Raw genomic sequence first — 20,558 nt, forward strand, 5'->3', positions numbered from 1 at the left:
AGCAGCAAGCATTTATGCAATTAAAGATAAGGGGTAAAACAATGAAACCACTACTCTGCCTCACCCTGATCTGGACCTTTTGTCTTGTGATGTTGGGGGCGTATGTGCGGCTCTCTGATGCTGGGCTGGGCTGCCCAGATTGGCCTGGCTGCTACGGGCAGATTGGTGCGCCAGATGAAGCCCATGAAATTGCGCAGGCTAGTGCACAATTCGGCGGGGAGATTGAGCCTGCCAAGGGCTGGAAAGAAATGATCCACCGTTATTTTGCCGGTGGGCTTGGTCTACTGGTATTGGCGATATCTATCTTACTGTGGAAAAAACGCCGTGCACTGCATTTAGGCCGAACGATAATTTTACTGCCACTGGTGGTGATTCTTTTCCAAGCCTTGCTAGGGATGTGGACCGTCACCATGAAGCTGATGCCGGTGGTGGTGACCTCTCATTTATTAGGTGGAATGTGTCTATTAGCACTGCTGGCTTGGTTAGCCACCAGAGTTAGCACACCCACCCGCTTTAACCGCCATTTACTGCCCCTGCTCAGTACCAGCCTTGCCGCCATTGTGCTGCAAATCGCATTGGGCGGCTGGGTATCTACCAATTATGCAGGATTAGCCTGTAATGGTTTCCCTGCCTGCCAAGGCAGTTTTACTCCGGCGCTAGATGGCATCACAGAGGCTATGCAGCCCATACGCCAACTGGGCCACACCGCCAGCGGCGAGGCGCTCACCATCTCACACTTGGCCACGATTCACTGGCTGCACCGGCTGGGTGCGCTACTGGTGCTGATCACGTTTAGCCTTGCCGCTTGGCAACTGCGTCAGCACAGCCCCAAGCTCGCCATGATGATCAGCGCCGCGCTGCTACTACAAATCTCCCTAGGCATCGCCAATGTTTGGCTCTACCTACCCTTGCCTCTAGCAGTAGCGCATAACGGCGGAGCGGCTTTATTGCTAATGCTATGTGTAAGCGCACTGGCGCAGCTTAAACCACTGAAGCACATTGCCCAAGCACCCTCTCCTCTAACCCTCTCCCCAAATGGGAGTGGTAGAAAAGTAGCATCTTCATCGCAGTTTTAATTTACTGGAGCTTTGCCATGACTGCCCTTGCCCTTAGCCGATCTGCCGCGCAGCTCTCTGAGCTTTTTAAACTTGGTAAACCCCGTGTAATTGTGCTGATTGTTTTTTGTGCCGTAGTTGGCATGCTGCTGGCAGGCCCTACAGTGCCTGCTTTCAGCCTGATACTGGCCGCTACAGCAGGCATTGCCCTTGTTGCCAGTGGTGCGGCAGCGTTTAATTGCCTGATTGAAGTAGAGCGCGATAGTAATATGCGTCGCACCGAGCAGCGGCCACTGGTCAAAGGGTCGGTAAGGCCCGGCGATGCGCTGATTTACGCCCTACTTACCACCGCACTGGGCCTATGGATGCTAGGGGCGTGGGTGAATATGCTGACAATGTGGCTAACGCTGGCCACATTCTTTGGTTATGCGGTGATTTACACCCGCCTACTTAAGGGCGCTACGCCGCAAAATATTGTGATTGGCGGTGCATCTGGGGCCATGCCACCGATTTTAGGCTGGGCAGCAGTAACGGGCAGTGTGCCCGCAGAAGCCATGCTGTTGTTTCTGATTATCTACACTTGGACCCCACCGCACTTCTGGGCGCTGGCAATTTATCGACGGGCCGACTATGCCAAAGCCGGCTTACCTATGCTGCCCATTACCCATGGCTTAGCATTTACCCGTTTATCTATCTTGCTCTATGCCGCCATCCTCGCCGCCGTTACCGCCCTCCCGTTGGCTATCGGAATGAGTGGCTGGCTATACGGCATGAGTATCGCCATTCTTAATACCGGCTTTTTATCCCGTGCCTTTAAGCTATGGCAGGAAGAGAAAGAAGTCGAAGGCGATCTAATTGCCCGCGAACTATTCAAATATTCGATTAAATACCTAGCTTATTTATTTGCAGCTTTATTATTGGATCATTGGTTGATGGTATTGCTGGCTTAAATTTAGGGGCACGGCACCTGCCAAGGCCGAAAATATCGACTTATACGCGTGGGCACAGAGATAAGAAGGGCACGGTATGCCGTGCCCTTCGATTAAACCGTCCAGCTCACAAGGCCGCTATACGCCGTAGCTAATACAATGAGACCAAAGGCAATTCGGTAATAAGCAAACCCAACAAAGGTATGGGTAGAAATAAATTTAATCAGCGCACGAATAGCAATAAAGGCAAAGATAAACGAGGCAATAAAGCCCACCGCAAATACGCCGCTATCGCCCATATCCAGCTCGTGGCGATGTTTTAGCAGGCTATAAATAGATGCCGCGCCCAGCGTTGGAATCCCCAAAAAGAATGAAAATTCAGTAGCAGCCTTACGAGAAATGCCTAGGAACATACCGCCAATAATGGTGGCACCAGAGCGGCTAGTCCCAGGAATTAAAGCAAGGCACTGGCAAAGGCCTACTTTAAGTGCATCTTTTAAACTTAAATCATCCACCGATTCAACCACAGGCACTTTATTAGCTTGGCGTTTTTCGGCCCAAAGAATAATGATCCCACCAATAATAAATGCCATCGCCACCGGCACTGGCTGGAATAAATGCGCTTTAATGGTTTTGCTAAATAACAGCCCCAAAATAGCGGCAGGAATAAACGCAATCACCACCGCAAGCAGCAAATTACGCTCGCTGCCTGGCTTAACTGCGCCCTTTAGCGTTTGCGTAAGTTTTGCCCGATACTCCCAAACTACCGCCAGCATAGCGCCCAGTTGAATAAAGATTTCGTACACGTCGCGTTTTTCTTTGCTCATAAAATTAAGCAAATCGCCAGTTAAAATCAAATGCCCAGTGCTAGAAATAGGCAGAAATTCAGTAATACCTTCAACCATGCCCATAATGAGCGACTTAAACAGCAATACGATATCCATTGATACTCTGCCCAATAGCCTGAAAAGAACCGCATTATATCTGTGCAATCTTATCAACTGATTAACATCTGATATTTATTGCAATGATTTACAACTAACCCTGTTCAGTTACGCCTGCAATCATTAGGTTTTCTCAGTTTCCTCTGTGTCTACAGATTCTTTCTAACTTTTTCTAATCCCTCTTCAAATTGGCAAATGCGCCCGTAATTTGCTTGGCAACCACGCCAAGAGTGGCTCAAAATCAGTTGCATCCATTAGGTTTTTTAGCCTTAACCCCAGCTCGGTATCGCCCTCAATGCTTAGGCGGCGCTGAAAAAACAGCGTGTCAGGGTCTTCTAAGCGGCGTGCCAACACGAGGTAATCGGCAAGGCTGGCGCTAAATTTCACATCTACCTGACCTTCCCCACGTTTAAACCGATCATTCTGAAAAGACAGCGTTATGCCTCGCCCAATATCCAGCACCTCCAAACGGATATTTCGCCCGCTTAGCCAAGCAAAGTCTTCCTCCAGCCATAATTTTTTTCTGGCCAGATTTAAGCTGCTGGCTAAAGCAAACGCCGCAGGGGCTTCCGGTAATTTCAGTAAAAGAAAATGTTGTAAACGTTTCATATGCACTCCTTAATGCCTGCTTCACCATGCCAATAACCATTCACCATCCCCTGTGGATAAGCTGTTGAAAAGTCGTGGATAGCATTGGGATAACTACATTTTTTAGCATACGCCGCCGCCAGCTCGCCCGTGCCAGCGGCTTGGGGGCTGATACGCAAGATATCGATGCCCATCTCGGCCATTTGCGGCAGCTCGGCATACAGCACTTGGCAGGCGGATGATTGGGTTTGAATGCCATTGAGCCGTAAAAAGCCCTGCCCTTCACGCGTAGCGACCAACTGCCCATCGGCATGATCAAGGCAGCGAAACTCACAGGCATCTTTATTTAACCCGTAATAACGTGCGGTAAAACAACGTGCTGAAAATGCCAATGGTAAATAGCCGTGAGCAAAGACTTCGGTTTCAATGACGTTGGTTTTTTCCGCCAGAATAGCCGCAATATCGGTGTGGCTGCTTTCTAAAGAAGGCAGCCAGCGCATCGCGCCTTGAGCAGCAAACCAATCCAGCGCCGCGCCGTTATAAATATTCAGATGCGGCCCAGCCACAAAAGGCATCCCCAAATCACGGGCCACTTTAACCGCCCCCAAGTCATTGGCTTCAAGACAGCCCCCCGCCTCTGCCAGCTTTTTTAAGCTAGATAAATCACTGGCCGACTCCAACAAAGCTTGCGAAGAAATCACCACCTCTTTGCCCGCTGCCCGCAAGGTTTTAGCTAGCGCCAGCCAATCTGCACTGCGCAGCTCATGCCGACGCGAACAAACCACTTCGCCCAGATAAATCACATCCACAGGCCAAGTCAGTGCCTCGGCATAAAAATCTAGCACCTGTTGCTTAGGCCAGTAATAAAGGATGGGGCCGAGGGAGAGTTTCATAAATACCTGTTAATAGAATATTGCTAAATCTTTAAGCACAGCGTTCCGCAAAGAAAACTAAACACTATTACGCTTGGTTCTGTCATTCAGGCTTAGCGTTTTTTGCACCAGTATTAGAGTGATGATTAAGCATCAACGCCACGGCCGATCATAAGCGCCCAGCGTTTGCTGATGCCCTTCTGACACCTTATCCAAAGCCGCCTGCCACGCAGGTTTAACTGAATAGCGTGGGTCCGCACAGGCATCAATAGCCATGCGCAAAGTCTTGGTTACCTCCCCAACATAAGAAGGGCTGCGCTGACGGCCCTCTACCTTGATCGCCGCTACACCAATTCGCATCAGCTCAGGCAGGATTGATAGCGTATTCAAGCTGGTTGGCTCTTCCATGGCGTAATAAGTCTCGCCCGCCACTTCAAAACGCCCCTTGCACAGGGTTGGATAGCCTGCAGGCTCACCTGCTTCAAAACGATCAATCAGCACGCCATTCAAACGCGCATCCATACGATCACCGTGGTTTTCCCAGCGAACAAAGCTGGCAGGAGAACACACACCGTGAGTGTTGGGGGATTGTCCCGTTACATAGCTAGATAAAATGCAGCGGCCCTCGGCCATGACGCAGAGGCTGCCAAAACCAAACACCTCAATCTCCACAGCCGTATTTTTAATCACGTATTCAACTTGCGGCAACGTCAGCACGCGCGGTAACACCGCACGGCGCACGCCAAAGCATTCATGCGCTAAATTAATTGCTTCAAAATTAGTGGCCGAGCCTTGCACCGATAAATGCAGATGCAAATGAGGATGGGTGCGATAGGCATATTCCAAAAGGCCCATATCGGCCAAAATCACCGCATCTGCGCCTAAATCAGCCGCCTTATCAACAGATGCACGCCACTCGGCAATTCGCCCCGGCTGAGCATAGGTATTAATTGCGATCAGCACTTCACGGCATTTAGCATGGGCGTAGCGCACGCCTTCAAGCAGCTGAGCATCGCTAAAATTAAGGCCAGCAAAGTTTCTGGCATTAGTGGCATTTTTAAAACCAAGATAAACCGCATCAGCCCCTTGATCGATCGCGGTTTTTAAGGCGGGCAGGCTGCCAGCAGGGCAAACCAGTTGTGGCAGGGCCATAAGCACCCCCGAATGATAAACACGGGTAGCTTAAATACATCTGACACAGCGCTTTTTAAGTTAAATCAAACAAACATCAGAAATAGCGCGCAGAAAAAAGCGTGCGTCTGCAAAAGCAGCACCGCACGCCTTAATCAACCCACACACAGAGTGACCATGCCACAAAGCCCACACGCTTTATGACACTTTTTCATCATACTGCATCGCAACATATTCTGGTTTAATCAGGATCAATTTCTTAAAAACAAGCCCAAAATAACAAAAAAAACGTAAGAAAGGCCGTTTACCGTGTTTTGTAGGCATTTGCTTCCCACTACGCCCAACGCGTAGTGCCATAATTCCCAATTGGCAGACATGAGACTAAGGTTCATGCTGCAGGATATTCACGCTTGGGCACAAGCCAAGCACGAGAAAACGAACAAACAAGGATGCTCAAAATGCAAATTGCAATGATTGGTCTCGGTAAAATGGGCGCAAATATGACTCGCCGCTTAGCTGCTGGTGGCGCTACCATATTTGGCTTTGATGTAAGTGCTGAAACGCGTACCCAACTTGCCGCTGAGCACGCCAATATCCGCAGTTTTGACTCCGTAGCCAGCCTAATTGCCGAATTACCAAGCCCGCGAGTGGTGTGGATGATGTTACCTGCCGGCGAAATCAGCGAAACCATGTTTGGTGAGCTGACTGCTTTACTGGCCCCTGGTGATTTGATTATTGATGGCGCAAACGCCATGTATAAAGACTCACAACGCCACGCTAAAGAGCTGAATGCCAAAGGCTTTAAGTTTATGGATGCGGGCGTATCAGGTGGCGTATGGGGCTTAGCTAACGGCTACACCATTATGATTGGCGGCGAAAAAGACGCATTTGCGATGGCGGAGCCGTTTGTTAAAATCTTGGCTCCAGCATCAGATCGCGGCTGGATTCACGCAGGCCCAGCCGGTAGCGGCCACTATGTGAAGATGGTTCACAACGGCATTGAATACGGCATGATGCAAGCCTTTGCCGAAGGCTTTGCCCTCTTGGAAGCCAAAAAAGAGCTAAATCTTGATCTAGCTGAAGTCGCTGAAACATGGCGTCACGGCTCAGTAATCCGCTCATGGCTGCTCGACTTAACCGCCGACACCCTGAAAAACGATACCAAGCTAGAAAACATCCAACCCTTCGTTCCTGATTCAGGCGAAGGCCGCTGGACAGTACTAGAAGCCGTAGAACTAGGCGTTCCTGCGCCGGTGATTGCAGCGTCGCTATTCCAGCGCTACACCACCCAAGGTAAAGGTGATTACGTCGCTAAATTGCTATCGATGATGCGCAATGCCTTTGGCGGCCATCATGTAGCCAAGAAGTAAACGGCTTTAACATACTAAAAACAAACCCCGTCTTTTTAAAAGGCGGGGTTTGTTTTTTTACAGATCCTTCAGCATAAAAATTTCGCAAGAATGATGGCCGGTATCGCCCATCGCTTCTGTAATTTGCCTAAAGCCCATTTTTTTATACAGGGCAAGCGCTGCCGGTAAACTGGCGGTGGTTTCCAAATAGCACTGCTGATACCCCGCCTGCTGCGCAAAATCACAGGCAATATTAAGCAAACGTTGGCCAAAACCTAAACCTCGGCTGCTGCTTAATAAATACATTTTTTGTAACTCGCATACCGATCCCGCAGCCCCAGCTAGCGGAGCAATGCCTGCTCCACCGAGCAGCTCACCAGAGTCTTGCTGAATCACCCAATAAGCCGCCCCTGCCTGCTGATAGCAAGGATAAAGTTGATCCAAATGCGGGTCTGAAACGCCATAACCCTGAGCCGCACTCAAACCATGCTCAGCAGACACCTGCCGAATCACCGCCGCAATGCCTTGATTATCCGCTTCTAACATTGGGCGGATTTGATAGCCCTGCTGGGCACGCGCTTTCATTAAAGCTTGCCGATATAAAAATAAACCCGCCTCCAAAGCCTGCAGCTCAGATTGGCTTAGCTGCTGCAAAACCTGGTTAATTTCGCCGTCGTATTGCCCATGCACCGCCTGTAATAGCTCTTTACCCGCCAAGGTTAACACCGCCTGCTTACTTCTTTTATCACTGACGTGCGCCTGCCATTCAATCAAACCCTGCTCAAGCATTTTTTGTAAAACTCGGCTGGCGTTGGACTTATCAATACGCAAGCGCTCAACTAATTGCAAGCTAGTAAGGCTAGCGCTTTCCAGCTCAATCAAAATATGCGCCTCAACGGGGCTCAGCTCCACCTTGCCGCATTTCTTAGCAAATACACCCAGTTCACGCACAATATCGCGCGATACGGCTCTTAGCGCCCTTGAATTCATGCCAACCTCAATATAGTTGTTTTTTACAACTATATTGATAACTCAATCGCTTGGCAAGCATTACTTAAGTGCGTATTTTTTTACATCTCGCTTACCCCAATATATTTCAAAGACATAATTGCGTAGATTCAAAGACAAATCATCCACTCAAAGAACCACCATGCCCAATTCAATTCGCACTGCACTTGCTGTGATTTTTTTTGCTGGATCAGCTTTAAGCCACGCCAATAATCTGGTGTTAGAAGCCGCCACAATGGATAGATCAGCAGATCCATGCAGTAATTTTTATCAATTTGCAAATGGCAAATGGCTGGCGGAGCATCCAGTACCTGCGGATCGCTCTAGCTATGGTGCTTATGATGAAGTTTATGAGCGAAATTTAAGCGCATTAAAAAATATTGTTGAAGTCGCAGCTAACTCTGCAAACAATACCATCGCAGCAAATAAAGTAGGTGCCTTTTATTTAAGCGGCATGGATGAAGCGCGGATTGAGGCCGCAGCGGCAACGCCACTGGCCGAGCGCTTAAGGCAGATTACTGCCATTAAAACCCAGCAAGATTTGATTCGAGTTTTAGCCCAATTACACGCCGAAGGGGTGAATCCATTATTTGATTTTAATGTGGCTCAGGACGCAAAAAACTCATTGCGCTATATCATAGATTTATCCCAAGGCGGATTGGGCCTACCAGATAGAGATTACTATCTAAAAAACGATAGCAAAAGCCGAACCATCCGCCAGCAATACAAAGCACATTTACTGAAAATATTCGCTTTATTAGGTGATAGCCCGCAACAAGCAGAAAAAAATGCAATTCGCATTTTAAGCATAGAAACAAGCCTAGCAAAAGCTTCTATGACAAAAGTAGAACAGCGCGATCCTGAATCTACTTATCACGTACTTAATCTCCAAACGCTGCAAAAACTGAGCCCTAATTTACAATGGAAAGATTACATTACAGAATTAGGTGTAGCTAATCCCCAAGACATGAATATTGCGCAGCCTAAGTTTTTTAAACATATTAGCCAGATGCTAAATACTGTATCGCTAGATGATTGGAAAATCTATTTGCGCTGGCACTTGGCGCATAATCGGGCTAAATACTTATCGAGTGATTTTGTAAATGCAGACTTTTATTTTTATAGTAAACAATTATCTGGGGCAGCCGAATTAAGGCCACGTTGGAAGCGGGTATTAAAAAGCCTAGATCAGAATTTGGGTGAAGCATTGGGCGAACTTTATGTGGCTGAATACTTTAGCCCCGCCGCCAAGGCCAAAGCTTTAGATATGGTAAATAATATAAAACTAGCCATGGCGGAGCAAATAAAAAGCTTAGACTGGATGAGTAATATCACCAAGCAGCAGGCTTTAAAAAAGCTAGATAAGATTGCAGTAAAAATTGGCTATCCAGATACTTGGCGCGATTACAGCAGTTTGCAAATTGATAAAGAATCCTATGTGGCCAATATTAAACGCGGCCATGAATTTGAATTCAAACGCCAACTTGCCAAACTTGGTAAAGAAATTGATAGAAACGAATGGGGTATGACACCATCAACTGTAAATGCTTATTACAATCCAAGTATGAATGAAATTGTATTTCCTGCAGGTGTTTTGCAAGCGCCGCTGTTTCATATGGGGGCAGACACCGCCAGTAATTATGGTAATACCGGCGCTACCATCGGCCATGAATTAACCCATGCCTTTGATGATGAGGGCAGCCAATTTGATGGCGATGGTAATTTAAAAAGCTGGTGGACTAACGACGATAAAAAGAACTTTGCGATTAGAGTGAGTAAGATTGCTAGGCAATTCGATGAATTTAATCCCATCGATGAATTACATATCAATGGCAAACTCACCGCTGGCGAAAATATCGCCGATTTAGGCGGTTTAAAAATTGCCTTTATCGCATTAAAGAAATCGCTGGCAAGCAAACCACAGCCAGAAAAAATAGATGGTTTAACGCAGGAGCAGCGCTTCTTTATTGCCAATGCACAAAGCTTTAGAAACAATGTTCGCAATGAAGCCTTGCGTATGCAAATACTGACCGACCCACACTCACCTGAGAAATACCGTGTACTCGCCCCCACCGCCAATATGCCAGAATTTGCCACCGCATTTTCTTGCGGTAAAGCAGCATTAAGAAGCGAAGATAAGCGGGTGAATATTTGGTGATGATGGGCTAAAAAAACGTCTGTAGGCACAGAGAAAAAGGCAGAACACAAAGAACCATTCAATCGGTTTTCTCTGTGTTCTCTGCGCCTTAAGATTTTTTAAGTTCTTACATCTTTATTCTTTCTCTGCCCTAGCCGCTGCCGCGCGCAGTTTATCTTTTTTGCTCATCCTCACCCCCTTCACTCCACCGGGATTCGGCACCGCTTGCGCGCTAGTTTGCTGGGGCTCAAAGCCTGCGATCACTTCTCTGGTAAGGCGGATATGCGTGCGGCTTTCAATCAGGCGAAAATGCGCTTCGGTGGCCGCAGTAACAAAGCTAATCGCGCAGCCACTTGCACCATTGCGACCAGTGCGGCCAATGCGGTGAGTGTAATCAATGGGGGATCTTGGCAGATCGTAATTCACCACAAACGGCAGGCCATCAATATCGATACCACGGCCAGCCAGATCGGTCGCCACCACCACTTGCAAGCTGCCCGACTTAAACTCGGCCAACACTTGATTACGCCGCCCCTGGCTAAATTCGCCATGAAAAGGCGCGGTATTAATGCCCTTGGCGTAAAGCTGATTAGCAAGCTGCTCAGCTCCCTGCTTGCTGGCCACAAACACCAGCACTCTTTGCCCTTCATTCTCTTTGATCAAATGCGCGAGCACATCGGCACGGCGCTCTGCATCCACAAAAATCGCCCGCTGCAAGATGTCTGGCTTAGTGGTTTCGGTCGACTCAATCATCACACGGGTCGGCATGTGTAATATGCCTGTCGCCAGCGCGTTCACTTCGTCAGGAAAAGTCGCCGAGAAAAACAGGCTCTGACGCTTAGCAGGTAACAGCGCAAGAATTCGGTTTAGCTCTACTGCAAAGCCCATATCCAGCAAGCGATCAGCTTCATCCAACACTAGGATATTAAAAAACTCAGGCCGAACCGCGTTCTTATCGATTAAATCCAGCAAACGGCCTGGCGTTGCCACCAACACATCGGCCCCACCACGCAGCTGCATCATTTGCGGGTTAATCGCCACACCCCCAAATACCGTCGCTAGCTTGATCGGCTTAGTCAGATTATTTTTGCTTAAAGCCGCCAGAAACCCCTTGATCTCGTCCCCCACCTGCACCGCTAACTCACGCGTTGGCACCAAAATCAACACCTTGCTACTGCCCGTTGTCATGAGATGCAGCAGTGGCAAAACATAAGCAGCCGTTTTACCCGAACCCGTGGCCGCCTGCGCCAAAACATCCTCCCCCCACAGCACAGCAGGAATCACCGCCACCTGAACGGGCGTTGGAGTGATATAGGATTTTTTGCTAGCAGCAAGTAAAACGGCGGGTGACAGACCCAGAGCGGAAAAGGACATGATGGGCCTTAGATAATATTTCTGACGGGTGCGAAGTATAAGCGAGATGGCGGGAGCTGTCCTTGTGGATAGGACAGGATGCAATGTAGAGGGGACACACTACTCACGCACATTGATACAAGTTGAATCGCACCGGGTTTCGCGGAGGCTGTTTGGTTTGAGTCAGACCAACATGGCCTGCTCGCTTTGATTACGATAATAATTTGCTTCTGCTTCCGCAGGTGGGATATGACCAATCGACCCAAGCAAACGATGGTGATTGAACCACGAAACCCATTCTAATGTCGCTAGCTCCACAGATTCTAGGCTTTTCCAAGGCCCCAAACGATGAATCACTTCCGCTTTGTAGAGTCCGTTAATCGTCTCAGCGAGTGCATTGTCGTAACTGTCGCCGGTCGTACCAACCGATGGCTCGATGCCTGCTTCAGTCAATCGCTCGGTATATCTAATCGATACATACTGCGATCCACGGTCGCTGTGATGAATCAGCGCTTCTCGCTCCGGTTGCCGCGCCCAAAGGGCTTGCTCTAACGCATCCAGCACAAACTCGGTTTGCATATTGCGACTCACTCGCCAGCCCACGATATACCGAGCGAATACATCAATCACAAACGCCACATACACGAAGCCTTGCCAAGTCGATACGTAGGTAAAATCCGACACCCAGAGCTGATTCGGTCGTTCGGCGACAAATTGTCGGTTCACATGATCGAGTGGGCAAGCAACGGCAGGGTCTGGGCGTGTCGTGCGCACCGCTTTACCACGCGATATTCCGCGCAAACCTAGGCTGCGCATCAAACGCTCAACGGTACACCGCGCCACAAGATGCCCATCGCGCTTGAGTTGCCGCCAGACTTTGACGGCACCATACACCTGATGATTCTCTTGCCAGACGCGCGTAACTTCACCGCTCAGTTGCTCGTCACGAATGGCACGTTGGCAACGTAACGCGGGATTGCGCTGTCGAGCGACATAACGTCGATAGGCAGACGGAGCGACCTGTAACAGTTTGCAGATCGGCTCGACCCCGTGCTGACCACGATGGGAATCGATGAATGACCTTACGATTTCAAGCGGCGGTCGAGCTCCGCCTGTGCGAAATACGCGCTGGCTAGGCGCAGAATTTCATTGGCCTTTTTAAGTTCGCGTACTTCTCGTTCCAGCGCTTTGATTCGTTCGTTCTCTGCTGAATTTTTGTTGGCTTGAACGGTATCGCCGCCTTGTCGACGGCACCATGTGCGCAGTGTTTCGGGCGTGCAGCCTATTTTGCTGGCAATTGAAACGAGGGTAGCCCATTCGGATGGGTATTCAGCAAGGTGTTCAATGACCATGCGAACTGCTCGTTCACGGACTTCGGGGGAAAAGTGAGTTGATTTCTTCATGGCGCCATTCTCTCAAGAATTGGAGCCTCCGCGAAACCCGGTGCGATTCACTATTGGCATTATAAAAACCCAGTAAATTATTGAACGATATTTTTCATCTTAAGCCATGTATTCCATGATTCGTCTTCCAGCTCATAGGCACCACGTGACTCCTTCCATACAATGCCACGCTCTCGTAAAGCATCCAAAGCCGTCTGAATAGATCCCGTTGATAGCCCTTGAGCTACCGCACCATATTCAGCCATTGAGCTGGCACTGAATGGGCTAAATTGGCCATGTTGAATAGACATCACCCGAATAATCGCCTGCTGTAATGCCGAAAGAGATGTGTATTCATTTTCAATTTCAGTCCAAATTCGACTTTGCAATACAGTGCCGCCCGCTTGAATTTTTTGATTCAAGTCAGGAGCAGACTGCATCTCCAAAGCAACGTCACTGATAATGCTACGTAAAAACTCAGGTCGATAGCCCACTAATTGAAAGGTATCCCAAACGGCATTTGGATCTAGCTGATTATCCGAAGCCAAACTCTTATTAATATGCGCGGTATATCCATCGGTGAACTCACGACTCAACATCGGAAAATCCATCACACTTGAACCAAAAAACGGCATTTTGCTGCTCATCACCAAATGAGCCAACTTATCGCGATTTGATCCAGTAAAAACAAGCATGAGCTTGGGCGCATCATTACTGTTATTCATTCCATCTCGAGCTGCTTTTAAGGCAAACATGCTGGCTTCACCTTCTTTACTAATTAAGGCGTGCTGAGCTTCATCAACAATTAAAAGAATTGGTTTTTTAGTAAGCTGCTGTAGTAGCTGCAATCCTTGAAATAGAGTCATCCCTTCAGGCAAGCCAATGGCCTGAAAATCAAAAGAAAACCCAGCAACACTAAATTTACTGAGGCCGGTTGATTTAGCGGCCTTGGCCACGGCCCCTGACTCCTGATAAATCGCCTCCTTCACCACATCGGCGATCAGCTCCGCAGGATCCCGAGATCGGTCAGACCATAAATCAATGTAGACAGCCAGCCAACCTCGCTGTTTTGCCTCTGGTAGCAAATCTTCTCGTAAAAAAGTGGTTTTTCCAACCCGACGCTTTGCAGTTAGAAATAAGCCAGATCTTTTATCTACCAAGCTATCGCCTTGGAGCGCATCGCAATACATCTCTGCCACTTTTGGGCGTCTATAGCTGTAGATTTTCATCGCTATTACCTTGAATTATCAATTTTTCATAAATTATGATTTTTTGATAATTGTAGATAATTGAGCGTTCTGACACAAGGTAAAACCACCATCAGTGGATCAAAAAAAAATATGCTGAGTCAAGCCAGCCCCTTTACCCCTCCCCAAAATAATACGCCGCCATCTCGATATGAGAGTGGCGGCGTATTATTTTGCTGGCGGGTGCTGCCCACGCGTATTAGATCAAACCGTAATTTCTTCCACGCGGTGGCAAGCCACTAAGCGGCCTTCGATTGGGCGTAGTTTGGGTACTTCTGTACGACAATGGTCGGTGGCAAAGGGGCAACGGGTGTTGAAAGCGCAGCCGCTAGGTGGGTTAAGGGGTGAAGGCAGTTCACCCAATAATTTTACTTTAGAGCCACGGTCTTCAGCGCGGATCGCTGGTGTTGCGGACATCAATGCTCGGGTGTAGGGATGTAGTGGCCGATCAAACAGCACATCCTTAGGACCGTGCTCCACGCCTACGCCAAAGTACATCACCAGCACATCATCGGCTACGTGTTCAACCACGGATAGATTGTGACTAATAAACACGTAAGCAATGCCCAGCTCGTCTTGCAGATCCATAAACAAATTCAAAATCTGCGCCTGAATCGATACATCCAGCGCCGAAGTTGGCTCATCGGCCACCACTACGCTAGGGGTAAGCATCATGGCGCGGGCCACGGCAATACGCTGGCGCTGGCCGCCAGAGAACATATGCGGGTAGCGATGATAATGCTCTGGGCGCAGGCCCACGCGGGTCATCATGGCGCGTACTTTTTCTTCGCGTTCTGCGGCGCTCAGCGAGGTATTAAGCAGCAGCGGTTCGGCCAGCATGGTGCCAATTTGCTTACGCGGGTTTAAGGAGGCATACGGGTTTTGAAACACCATCTGCACTTTAGGGCGCAGGATTTTTAAATCAGCGGCCGAGGCCCCCACAGTATCCACACCGGCAATTTGCAACTGACCAGAGGTAAGCTCTTCAATCAAAGTGAGCTGGCGTGCGAGGGTTGATTTACCACAGCCCGATTCACCCACCACCGCCAGTGTTTTTTTAGGCGCTAGACTAAAACTCACGCTATTGAGTGCTTTCACCGTGGCGGCAGGCTTCATAAAGCCGCGTGATACATGGTAGTGACGCGATAATTCGCTGGCGACTAGGATAGGTTGGATTACATCGCTCATGCTTGTGGTCTCCCCGCTTCGTCCAATGGTGTAATGCAGCGCACGGTGCCTACGCCCGCTATCGTGATATCTGGACGTTTGGTTTTACAGGATTCTTGTACATACGGGCAGCGTGGCGAAAGTAGACATCCAACTGGCCTATCGTATTGCCCCGGTACCACACCTGGCAAAGTCGCTAAGCGATGTGCGCCCTTGCTGTGCTCAGGAATAGAGCTCAGCAAAGCTTGCGTGTAAGGGTGGCGAGGATAATCAAAGATCGCAGGTACAGGGCTGGTTTCTGCCACTTGGCCTGCATACATCACCACCACACGCTGCGCCACTTCGGCAATCACGGCCAGATCATGGGTGATTAAGATCAGCGCCATATCGTGCTGCTTTTGCAGATTAACTAAGAGCTCCATAATCTGCGCTTGCACAGTTACATCGAGCGCGGTGGTTGGCTCATCGGCAATCAGCAAGCGCGGCTTACAGGCAATCGCCATGGCGATCATCACCCGCTGGCTCATCCCGCCGGATAATTGATGCGGATAGGCATCCAGCCGAGATTTAGCGTCTGGGATCTCCACCATTTCTAAGAGCTCCAGCGCACGCTGGCGCGCGGCAGCCCCCTTCAAGCCTTCATGCTGCTGCAAGGTTTCCATCAGCTGATAGCCAACGGTATAAGCAGGATTGAGGCTAGATAAAGCATCCTGAAAAATCATGGCGATATCTTTACCGATGATTTTGCGCTTATCGTTGGCCTTCATATTCAGCAGGTCTTTGCCTTCAAAAGACAATTGATCCGCAGTGACTCGGCCCGGTGCATCAATCAAGCCCATCAAGGCCAACATGGTGACACTTTTACCCGAGCCTGACTCGCCTACAATCCCGACGATCTCGCCACGGTTAATCGAAAAATCGACGCTTTCTACCGCCCGAAATGGCTTATCAACCGAACCAAACGCTACGGAGAGGTTTTTTATATCTAATAAACTCATCTTTTTCTCTCTATGTACATCGAGCAAGCTAAACCTATAAAAAAGTTCTGTAGACACAAAGAACAGGAAGGACACAGAGCACACTGAGAAAGGCGGAGTAAAACCATTGAGTAAAGTAATCGCTCAATTCCCCCGCCCAAATACGTTTTTCTCAGTGTTCTCGCTTTTGTCTTTCTCCATGTTCTCTGTGTCGCCAGATCTTTTTGACTTTTGGGTTAAGCCAGCTTTTTCAGTTTTGGGTCTAGCGCGTCGCGCAGGCCATCGCCCATTAGATTGAGCGCCAACACGGTGATCAAGATCGTTACCCCCGGCATGGTCACTACCCACCAAGCGCGCTCGATATAGTCGCGGGCAGAAGCCAACATCGTGCCCCATTCTGGCAGCGGCGGCTGAGCACCAAGGCCCAAGAAGCCCAAAGCTGCAGCATCCAAAATGGCGGCAGAAAAGCCTAGCGTTGCTTGCACAATCAACGGCGCCATGCAATTTGGCAGCACCGTGTTAAACATCAAGCGCAACTTACCCGCGCCCGATAGGCGGGACGCAATCACATAATCTTTAGCTAGCTCGCCCATAGCCGAAGCCCGTGCCAGCCTGACATAAGATGGCAAGCTCACTACCGCAATCGCCAAAATCGTATTCAGCAGCCCTGGCCCTAGCACGGCCACAATCGCCACAGCGAGCAGTAATGAAGGCAGAGCCATCATCACATCCATCGCACGCATAATGGAGGTGCCAATAAAGTTAGGATAAAAAGCGGCAATCATTCCCAGCACAATCCCTGGCAATAGCGACATCGTTACCGAGATCAAGCCAATCATTAAACTCAGCCTTGCACCGTGGAGTAGGCGGCTGAGAATATCCCGACCCACTTCGTCGGTTCCCAAAATAAACTGCCAAGAGCCACCGGTTTGCCACGCAGGAGGGGTTAAAAAGAACTCGCGATACTGCTCGCTAGGCGCGTGCGGAGCCAGCCAAGGCGCCAGCAAAGCCGACACCACCATGAGCATAAAAAAGATAAATGAAACCAAGGCACCACGATTGGCGCTAAAGCTTTGCCAAAATTCTTTAAGTGGTGATGGATAGCTATAAAGTGGCTCTGCAACGGCCAAAGACTTAATGTTCGACATACTTACCTCGCATGGCGAATACGTGGATTGATAATGCCATACAGCACATCAACCACTAGGTTAACAATAATAATCAGCGTAGCGATTAATAAAATACCGCCCTGCACCACCGGATAATCACGACGCGAAATCGAATCTATCAGCCATTTGCCAATGCCAGGCCAAGAGAAAATACTCTCTGTCAGTACGGCACCAGCCAGCATGGTGCCAACTTGTAAACCAATCACCGTGACCACGGGCATCAGCGCATTTCTTAAAGCGTGCACCAGTACGATCCGCGTTTTGGAAAGACCCTTAGCGCGGGCCGTGCGGATATATTCTTCACGCAACACTTCTAGCATGGACGAGCGCGTCATCCGAGCAATCACCGCCATAGGAATGGTGCCCAATACGATGGTTGGCAAGATCAGATGCATAACGGCAGATTTAAACGCGCCTTCTTCGCCAGAAATCAGCGTATCAATCAGCATTAAGCCCGTAACACGCGGAATATCAAATTCCAAATCTAAACGCCCCGACACAGGCGTCCAGCCTAGCTGCACCGAAAACAGCATAATCAGCAGTAAGCCCCACCAGAAAATCGGCATTGAATAACCCGTTAAGGCGGTACCCATGACCGCATGGTCGATCGCGGTACCACGACGCGTTGCTGCCACAATCCCTGCGGCCAGCCCCGTTACCGTGGCAAACAACATGGCGCACATTGAAAGCTCAAATGTGGCAGGGAATAGCGCCCAGAAATCACTAATCACGGGCTCATGCGTTACTAAAGAAAAACCTAAATCGCCATGCAATACTTTCAGCAGATATTGCCAGTACTGCACATATAAAGGCTGATCTAAGCCAAGCCGAATCAGGGCTTGGCGATAAAATTCGGGGTCTAAACGGCGCTCACCCACCATCACCAAAACCGGATCTCCCGGAATCATATGAATCAGCGCAAACGCTAAAACGGTGATACCCAGAAAGGTGGGAATCGTGACGCTTAAGCGACGAAAAATAAAACTAAACATGGATATTTCTCCATACGGCGCACTGCAGTTTTAGCTGCGAAAAACATAAAAAACTTTAGCTACGTAAACGCACCTTCAGCACAAAAACAGCAACTCCAAAGGCCAGTGACAGCAACATACACAAAAGCACTACGCAAAAACGGCCGCCCGAATCGCAGCGGCCGCTCTCTCAAACCAAAAGCATTACTTCAAGCTCACGCCAACAAAAGAGTTCAGGCCAAATGGGCTGATCTTGTAGCCTTGCACTTCTTTACGCATCGGCTGATACACAGTCGAGTGAGCAATTGTGGTCCAAGGAAGTTCGCGCTTAAAGATTTCCTGTGCTTTTTCGTACAGTTTAGTGCGCTCGCCTTGATTATTAAGCGCGCGCGCTTTAGTGATCAAGCCATCGAACTCTTTATCGCACCACTTGGCGTAGTTATTGCCATCCAAGGATCCGCAAGCCAAATTCACACCTAGCCAGTTATCAGGATCGCCATTATCCCCAGTCCAACCCACCAAGATGGTGTCGTGCTCACCCGCCTTACCGCGTTTCAGGTACTCGCCCCACTCGTAAGTGGTGATCTTGCCTTTCACGCCAACTTTAGCCCAATCTGCTTGGATCATTTCGGCCATCAGCTTGGCATTTGGGTTGTAAGGGCGCTGTACTGGCATCGCCCATAAGGTGATCTCAGTGCCTTCGGCAATACCGGCTTTTTTCAGCAAAGCCTTCGCTTTAACCGGATCATAAGCCGCATCTTTTAGCTTTTTATTGTAAGACCATTGTGTTGGTGGCATTGGGTTAGTCGCAGACTGGCCCGCACCTTGGTAAACCGCTTCGATAATGGCTTTCTTATTAATCGCCATATCCAACGCTTGGCGAACTTCCAGCTTATCTAGTGGTTTGTGCTGAACGTTGTAAGCCAAATAGCCAAGATTAAAACCAGCTTGTGAAGGCACAGTTAAACTTTTGTTTTCTTGCATGGCTTTCAGATCAGCTGGCTTTGGATAAACCATCACATGGCATTCACCCTTTTGCAGCTTTTGGTAGCGCACAGATGCATCTGGGGTAATCGCAAAAATCAGTTTATCCAGTTTTACATCGCCTTTCTTCCAGTATTCTGGATTGGCATCAAAGCGAATATTGCTGTCTTTTTGATAGCTCTTAAACACAAATGGGCCAGTACCAATCGGCATGGTGTTCATTTGCGAGGTTTTGCCGCTCTTCACCAAGCTATCTGCGTATTCAGCCGAGTAGATCGAGGCAAAAGACATGGCTATATTTTGCAAGAATGCGGCATCAACAGTTTTAAGCTTCAGGCGAATCGTGTAAGCATCAACTTTTTCGATACCTACGATATTGGTGTCTAAAGCCATATCCGATACATAGGGGAAATCAGATGGCGCTGCCTTATTAAACGGCAGGTTTTTGTTCGTCATGCGTTGGAAAGTGAATTCCACATCGTCGGCATTAAAATCACGACTTGGCTTAAAGAAAGGCGTGGTATGAAACTTAACACCTTTACGCAGATTAAAGGTGTAAGTCAGACCATCTGGCGATACTTCCCACTTTTCTGCTAAACCTGGCTCAATTTGGGTAGAGCCTTGTTTAAATTGCACCAAGCGATTGAAAACAGTTTCAGCAGAGGCATCAAAATCCGTGCCAGAGGTATAACGCACCGGATCAAAACCAGCAGGGCTACCTTCAGAACAAAAAATCAAAGTTTTTCCGGCGGCCATTGCAGCCCCCGCATTCAAAGCACACGCCGTAGCGAGAATATATCCGAGCTGTTTCAATCGCATTTGTGATTCTCCCACCTTACTACGTTAATAGAGAAAACTCTTTCCGAGTCCAAAAGTGCTGCCTAGCAGTAAACCTCACGTTAAGGACTGCTCCTACTAGAGATATCCCCAACGCGTTAAGCCATGACTTTTTGTGAAATGGGTATTAGGCCTTCTCACTACATGGCCTCTACTCTAAAAAAAAACGATATAAATCAAATACAAGGAGGTCACTGGAGTTAAAAACAAACAGAATTTCAGTTTTACGCAAACATAAGTTTAGAGCGGTTAATTATTTAGCATAAAAAAACAAAATACCTTTAACCAGCGCATTTATGTATCAATTAGTCAGGATTGTTGTAAGTAAATATTCAACCATAAAAACCAATGCACTTTTAAAACAGTGACAAGCATTCATTTAACTTACAAATAATTACAAATTACTCAAAAAATAATTACTATTTTTTTACAAAAGCTTAACAAAAAAACGACCCTGT

17 protein-coding genes and 1 other annotated feature are annotated in these 20,558 nt (G+C 48.5%); of the genes, 4 read left to right on the forward strand and 13 right to left on the reverse strand.

The genetic code is table 11. The features are described 5' to 3' along the window. The first annotated feature begins 41 nt into the window (after nucleotides 1–41). Both C1H71_RS07455 and cyoE read left to right on the forward strand, forming a co-directional pair. Nucleotides 42–1,076 carry a COX15/CtaA family protein gene (locus tag C1H71_RS07455; RefSeq protein ID WP_262488412.1) on the forward strand — a complete coding sequence of 345 codons (1,035 nt, stop codon included), beginning with the start codon at nucleotides 42–44 and terminating at the stop codon, nucleotides 1,074–1,076. Nucleotides 1,077–1,093: 17 nt separating this feature from the next. After that, the gene (cyoE, locus tag C1H71_RS07460) at nucleotides 1,094–2,005 is read left to right on the forward strand and encodes a heme o synthase (RefSeq protein ID WP_130105984.1); all 912 of its coding nucleotides are present in this window, start codon (nucleotides 1,094–1,096) and stop codon (nucleotides 2,003–2,005) included. A 92-nt stretch (nucleotides 2,006–2,097) separates the two neighbouring features. On the opposite strand, the gene C1H71_RS07465 is transcribed toward cyoE, so the two are convergent. The 4 genes from C1H71_RS07465 to ubiU form a co-directional block, all read right to left on the reverse strand. Further along, nucleotides 2,098–2,928: an undecaprenyl-diphosphate phosphatase gene (locus C1H71_RS07465; RefSeq protein WP_130105985.1), complete on the reverse strand. Its 831-nt coding sequence runs from the start codon at nucleotides 2,926–2,928 to the stop codon at nucleotides 2,098–2,100. A gap of 183 nt (nucleotides 2,929–3,111) precedes the next feature. Continuing rightward, nucleotides 3,112–3,537 carry a ubiquinone anaerobic biosynthesis accessory factor UbiT gene (ubiT, locus tag C1H71_RS07470; protein ID WP_130105986.1) on the reverse strand — a complete coding sequence of 142 codons (426 nt, stop codon included), beginning with the start codon at nucleotides 3,535–3,537 and terminating at the stop codon, nucleotides 3,112–3,114. After that, a complete protein-coding gene (locus C1H71_RS07475) occupies nucleotides 3,534–4,409 on the reverse strand; it encodes a U32 family peptidase (protein WP_130105987.1) in 876 nt (291 codons plus the stop codon). The genes ubiT and C1H71_RS07475 overlap by 4 nt, the downstream gene beginning before the upstream one ends. Nucleotides 4,410–4,541: 132 nt before the next feature. Then, the gene (gene ubiU, locus C1H71_RS07480; protein ID WP_130105988.1) at nucleotides 4,542–5,540 is read right to left on the reverse strand and encodes a ubiquinone anaerobic biosynthesis protein UbiU; all 999 of its coding nucleotides are present in this window, start codon (nucleotides 5,538–5,540) and stop codon (nucleotides 4,542–4,544) included. A 437-nt stretch (nucleotides 5,541–5,977) separates the two neighbouring features. Here ubiU and gnd point away from each other — a divergent pair, with 437 nt between their 5' ends. Then, entirely contained in the window at nucleotides 5,978–6,889 is a 912-nt protein-coding gene (gnd, locus tag C1H71_RS07485) for a phosphogluconate dehydrogenase (NAD(+)-dependent, decarboxylating) (RefSeq protein WP_188053650.1), read from the forward strand. Between the two features lie 57 nt (nucleotides 6,890–6,946). Here the strand turns inward: gnd and C1H71_RS07490 are convergent, their stop codons facing one another. Next, on the reverse strand, nucleotides 6,947–7,858 hold the full coding sequence (locus C1H71_RS07490) for a bifunctional helix-turn-helix transcriptional regulator/GNAT family N-acetyltransferase (RefSeq protein WP_130105989.1): 912 nt from the start codon (nucleotides 7,856–7,858) through the stop codon (nucleotides 6,947–6,949). Nucleotides 7,859–8,018: 160 nt separating this feature from the next. Here C1H71_RS07490 and C1H71_RS07495 point away from each other — a divergent pair, with 160 nt between their 5' ends. Continuing rightward, nucleotides 8,019–10,034 carry a M13 family metallopeptidase gene (locus tag C1H71_RS07495; protein WP_130105990.1) on the forward strand — a complete coding sequence of 672 codons (2,016 nt, stop codon included), beginning with the start codon at nucleotides 8,019–8,021 and terminating at the stop codon, nucleotides 10,032–10,034. A gap of 114 nt (nucleotides 10,035–10,148) precedes the next feature. Here the strand turns inward: C1H71_RS07495 and C1H71_RS07500 are convergent, their stop codons facing one another. The 8 genes from C1H71_RS07500 to C1H71_RS07535 form a co-directional block, all read right to left on the reverse strand. Continuing rightward, entirely contained in the window at nucleotides 10,149–11,387 is a 1,239-nt protein-coding gene (locus C1H71_RS07500) for a DEAD/DEAH box helicase (RefSeq protein WP_130105991.1), read from the reverse strand. A 162-nt stretch (nucleotides 11,388–11,549) separates the two neighbouring features. Continuing rightward, nucleotides 11,550–12,769, reverse strand: a protein-coding gene (locus C1H71_RS07505) for an IS3 family transposase (protein WP_374704445.1) whose coding sequence is annotated in 2 segments (ribosomal slippage) — nucleotides 11,550–12,490 and nucleotides 12,490–12,769 — 1,221 coding nt in all. Because the reading frame shifts where the segments join, the coding sequence is not laid out codon by codon here. Then, nucleotides 12,378–12,494: a sequence feature (AL1L pseudoknot), on the reverse strand. (Overlaps the previous gene by 117 nt.) 77 nt (nucleotides 12,770–12,846) lie before the next feature. Next, the gene (locus C1H71_RS07510) at nucleotides 12,847–13,977 is read right to left on the reverse strand and encodes a hypothetical protein (protein WP_223146011.1); all 1,131 of its coding nucleotides are present in this window, start codon (nucleotides 13,975–13,977) and stop codon (nucleotides 12,847–12,849) included. Nucleotides 13,978–14,199: 222 nt separating this feature from the next. Then, a complete protein-coding gene (locus C1H71_RS07515; protein WP_188053652.1) occupies nucleotides 14,200–15,183 on the reverse strand; it encodes a peptide ABC transporter ATP-binding protein in 984 nt (327 codons plus the stop codon). Beyond that, nucleotides 15,180–16,160: an oligopeptide/dipeptide ABC transporter ATP-binding protein gene (locus tag C1H71_RS07520; protein ID WP_130105992.1), complete on the reverse strand. Its 981-nt coding sequence runs from the start codon at nucleotides 16,158–16,160 to the stop codon at nucleotides 15,180–15,182. The genes C1H71_RS07515 and C1H71_RS07520 overlap by 4 nt, the downstream gene beginning before the upstream one ends. Before the next feature lie 215 nt (nucleotides 16,161–16,375). Further along, nucleotides 16,376–17,287: an ABC transporter permease subunit gene (locus C1H71_RS07525; RefSeq protein WP_130105993.1), complete on the reverse strand. Its 912-nt coding sequence runs from the start codon at nucleotides 17,285–17,287 to the stop codon at nucleotides 16,376–16,378. Nucleotides 17,288–17,289: 2 nt separating this feature from the next. Next, nucleotides 17,290–18,300: an ABC transporter permease subunit gene (locus tag C1H71_RS07530; protein WP_130105994.1), complete on the reverse strand. Its 1,011-nt coding sequence runs from the start codon at nucleotides 18,298–18,300 to the stop codon at nucleotides 17,290–17,292. Between the two features lie 183 nt (nucleotides 18,301–18,483). Then, a complete protein-coding gene (locus C1H71_RS07535; RefSeq protein ID WP_188053655.1) occupies nucleotides 18,484–20,082 on the reverse strand; it encodes an ABC transporter substrate-binding protein in 1,599 nt (532 codons plus the stop codon). Nucleotides 20,083–20,558: the final 476 nt, after the last annotated feature.

The organism is Iodobacter fluviatilis, from assembly GCF_004194535.1.
GTDB classification, from domain to species: Bacteria; Pseudomonadota; Gammaproteobacteria; order Burkholderiales; family Chitinibacteraceae; genus Iodobacter; species Iodobacter fluviatilis_A.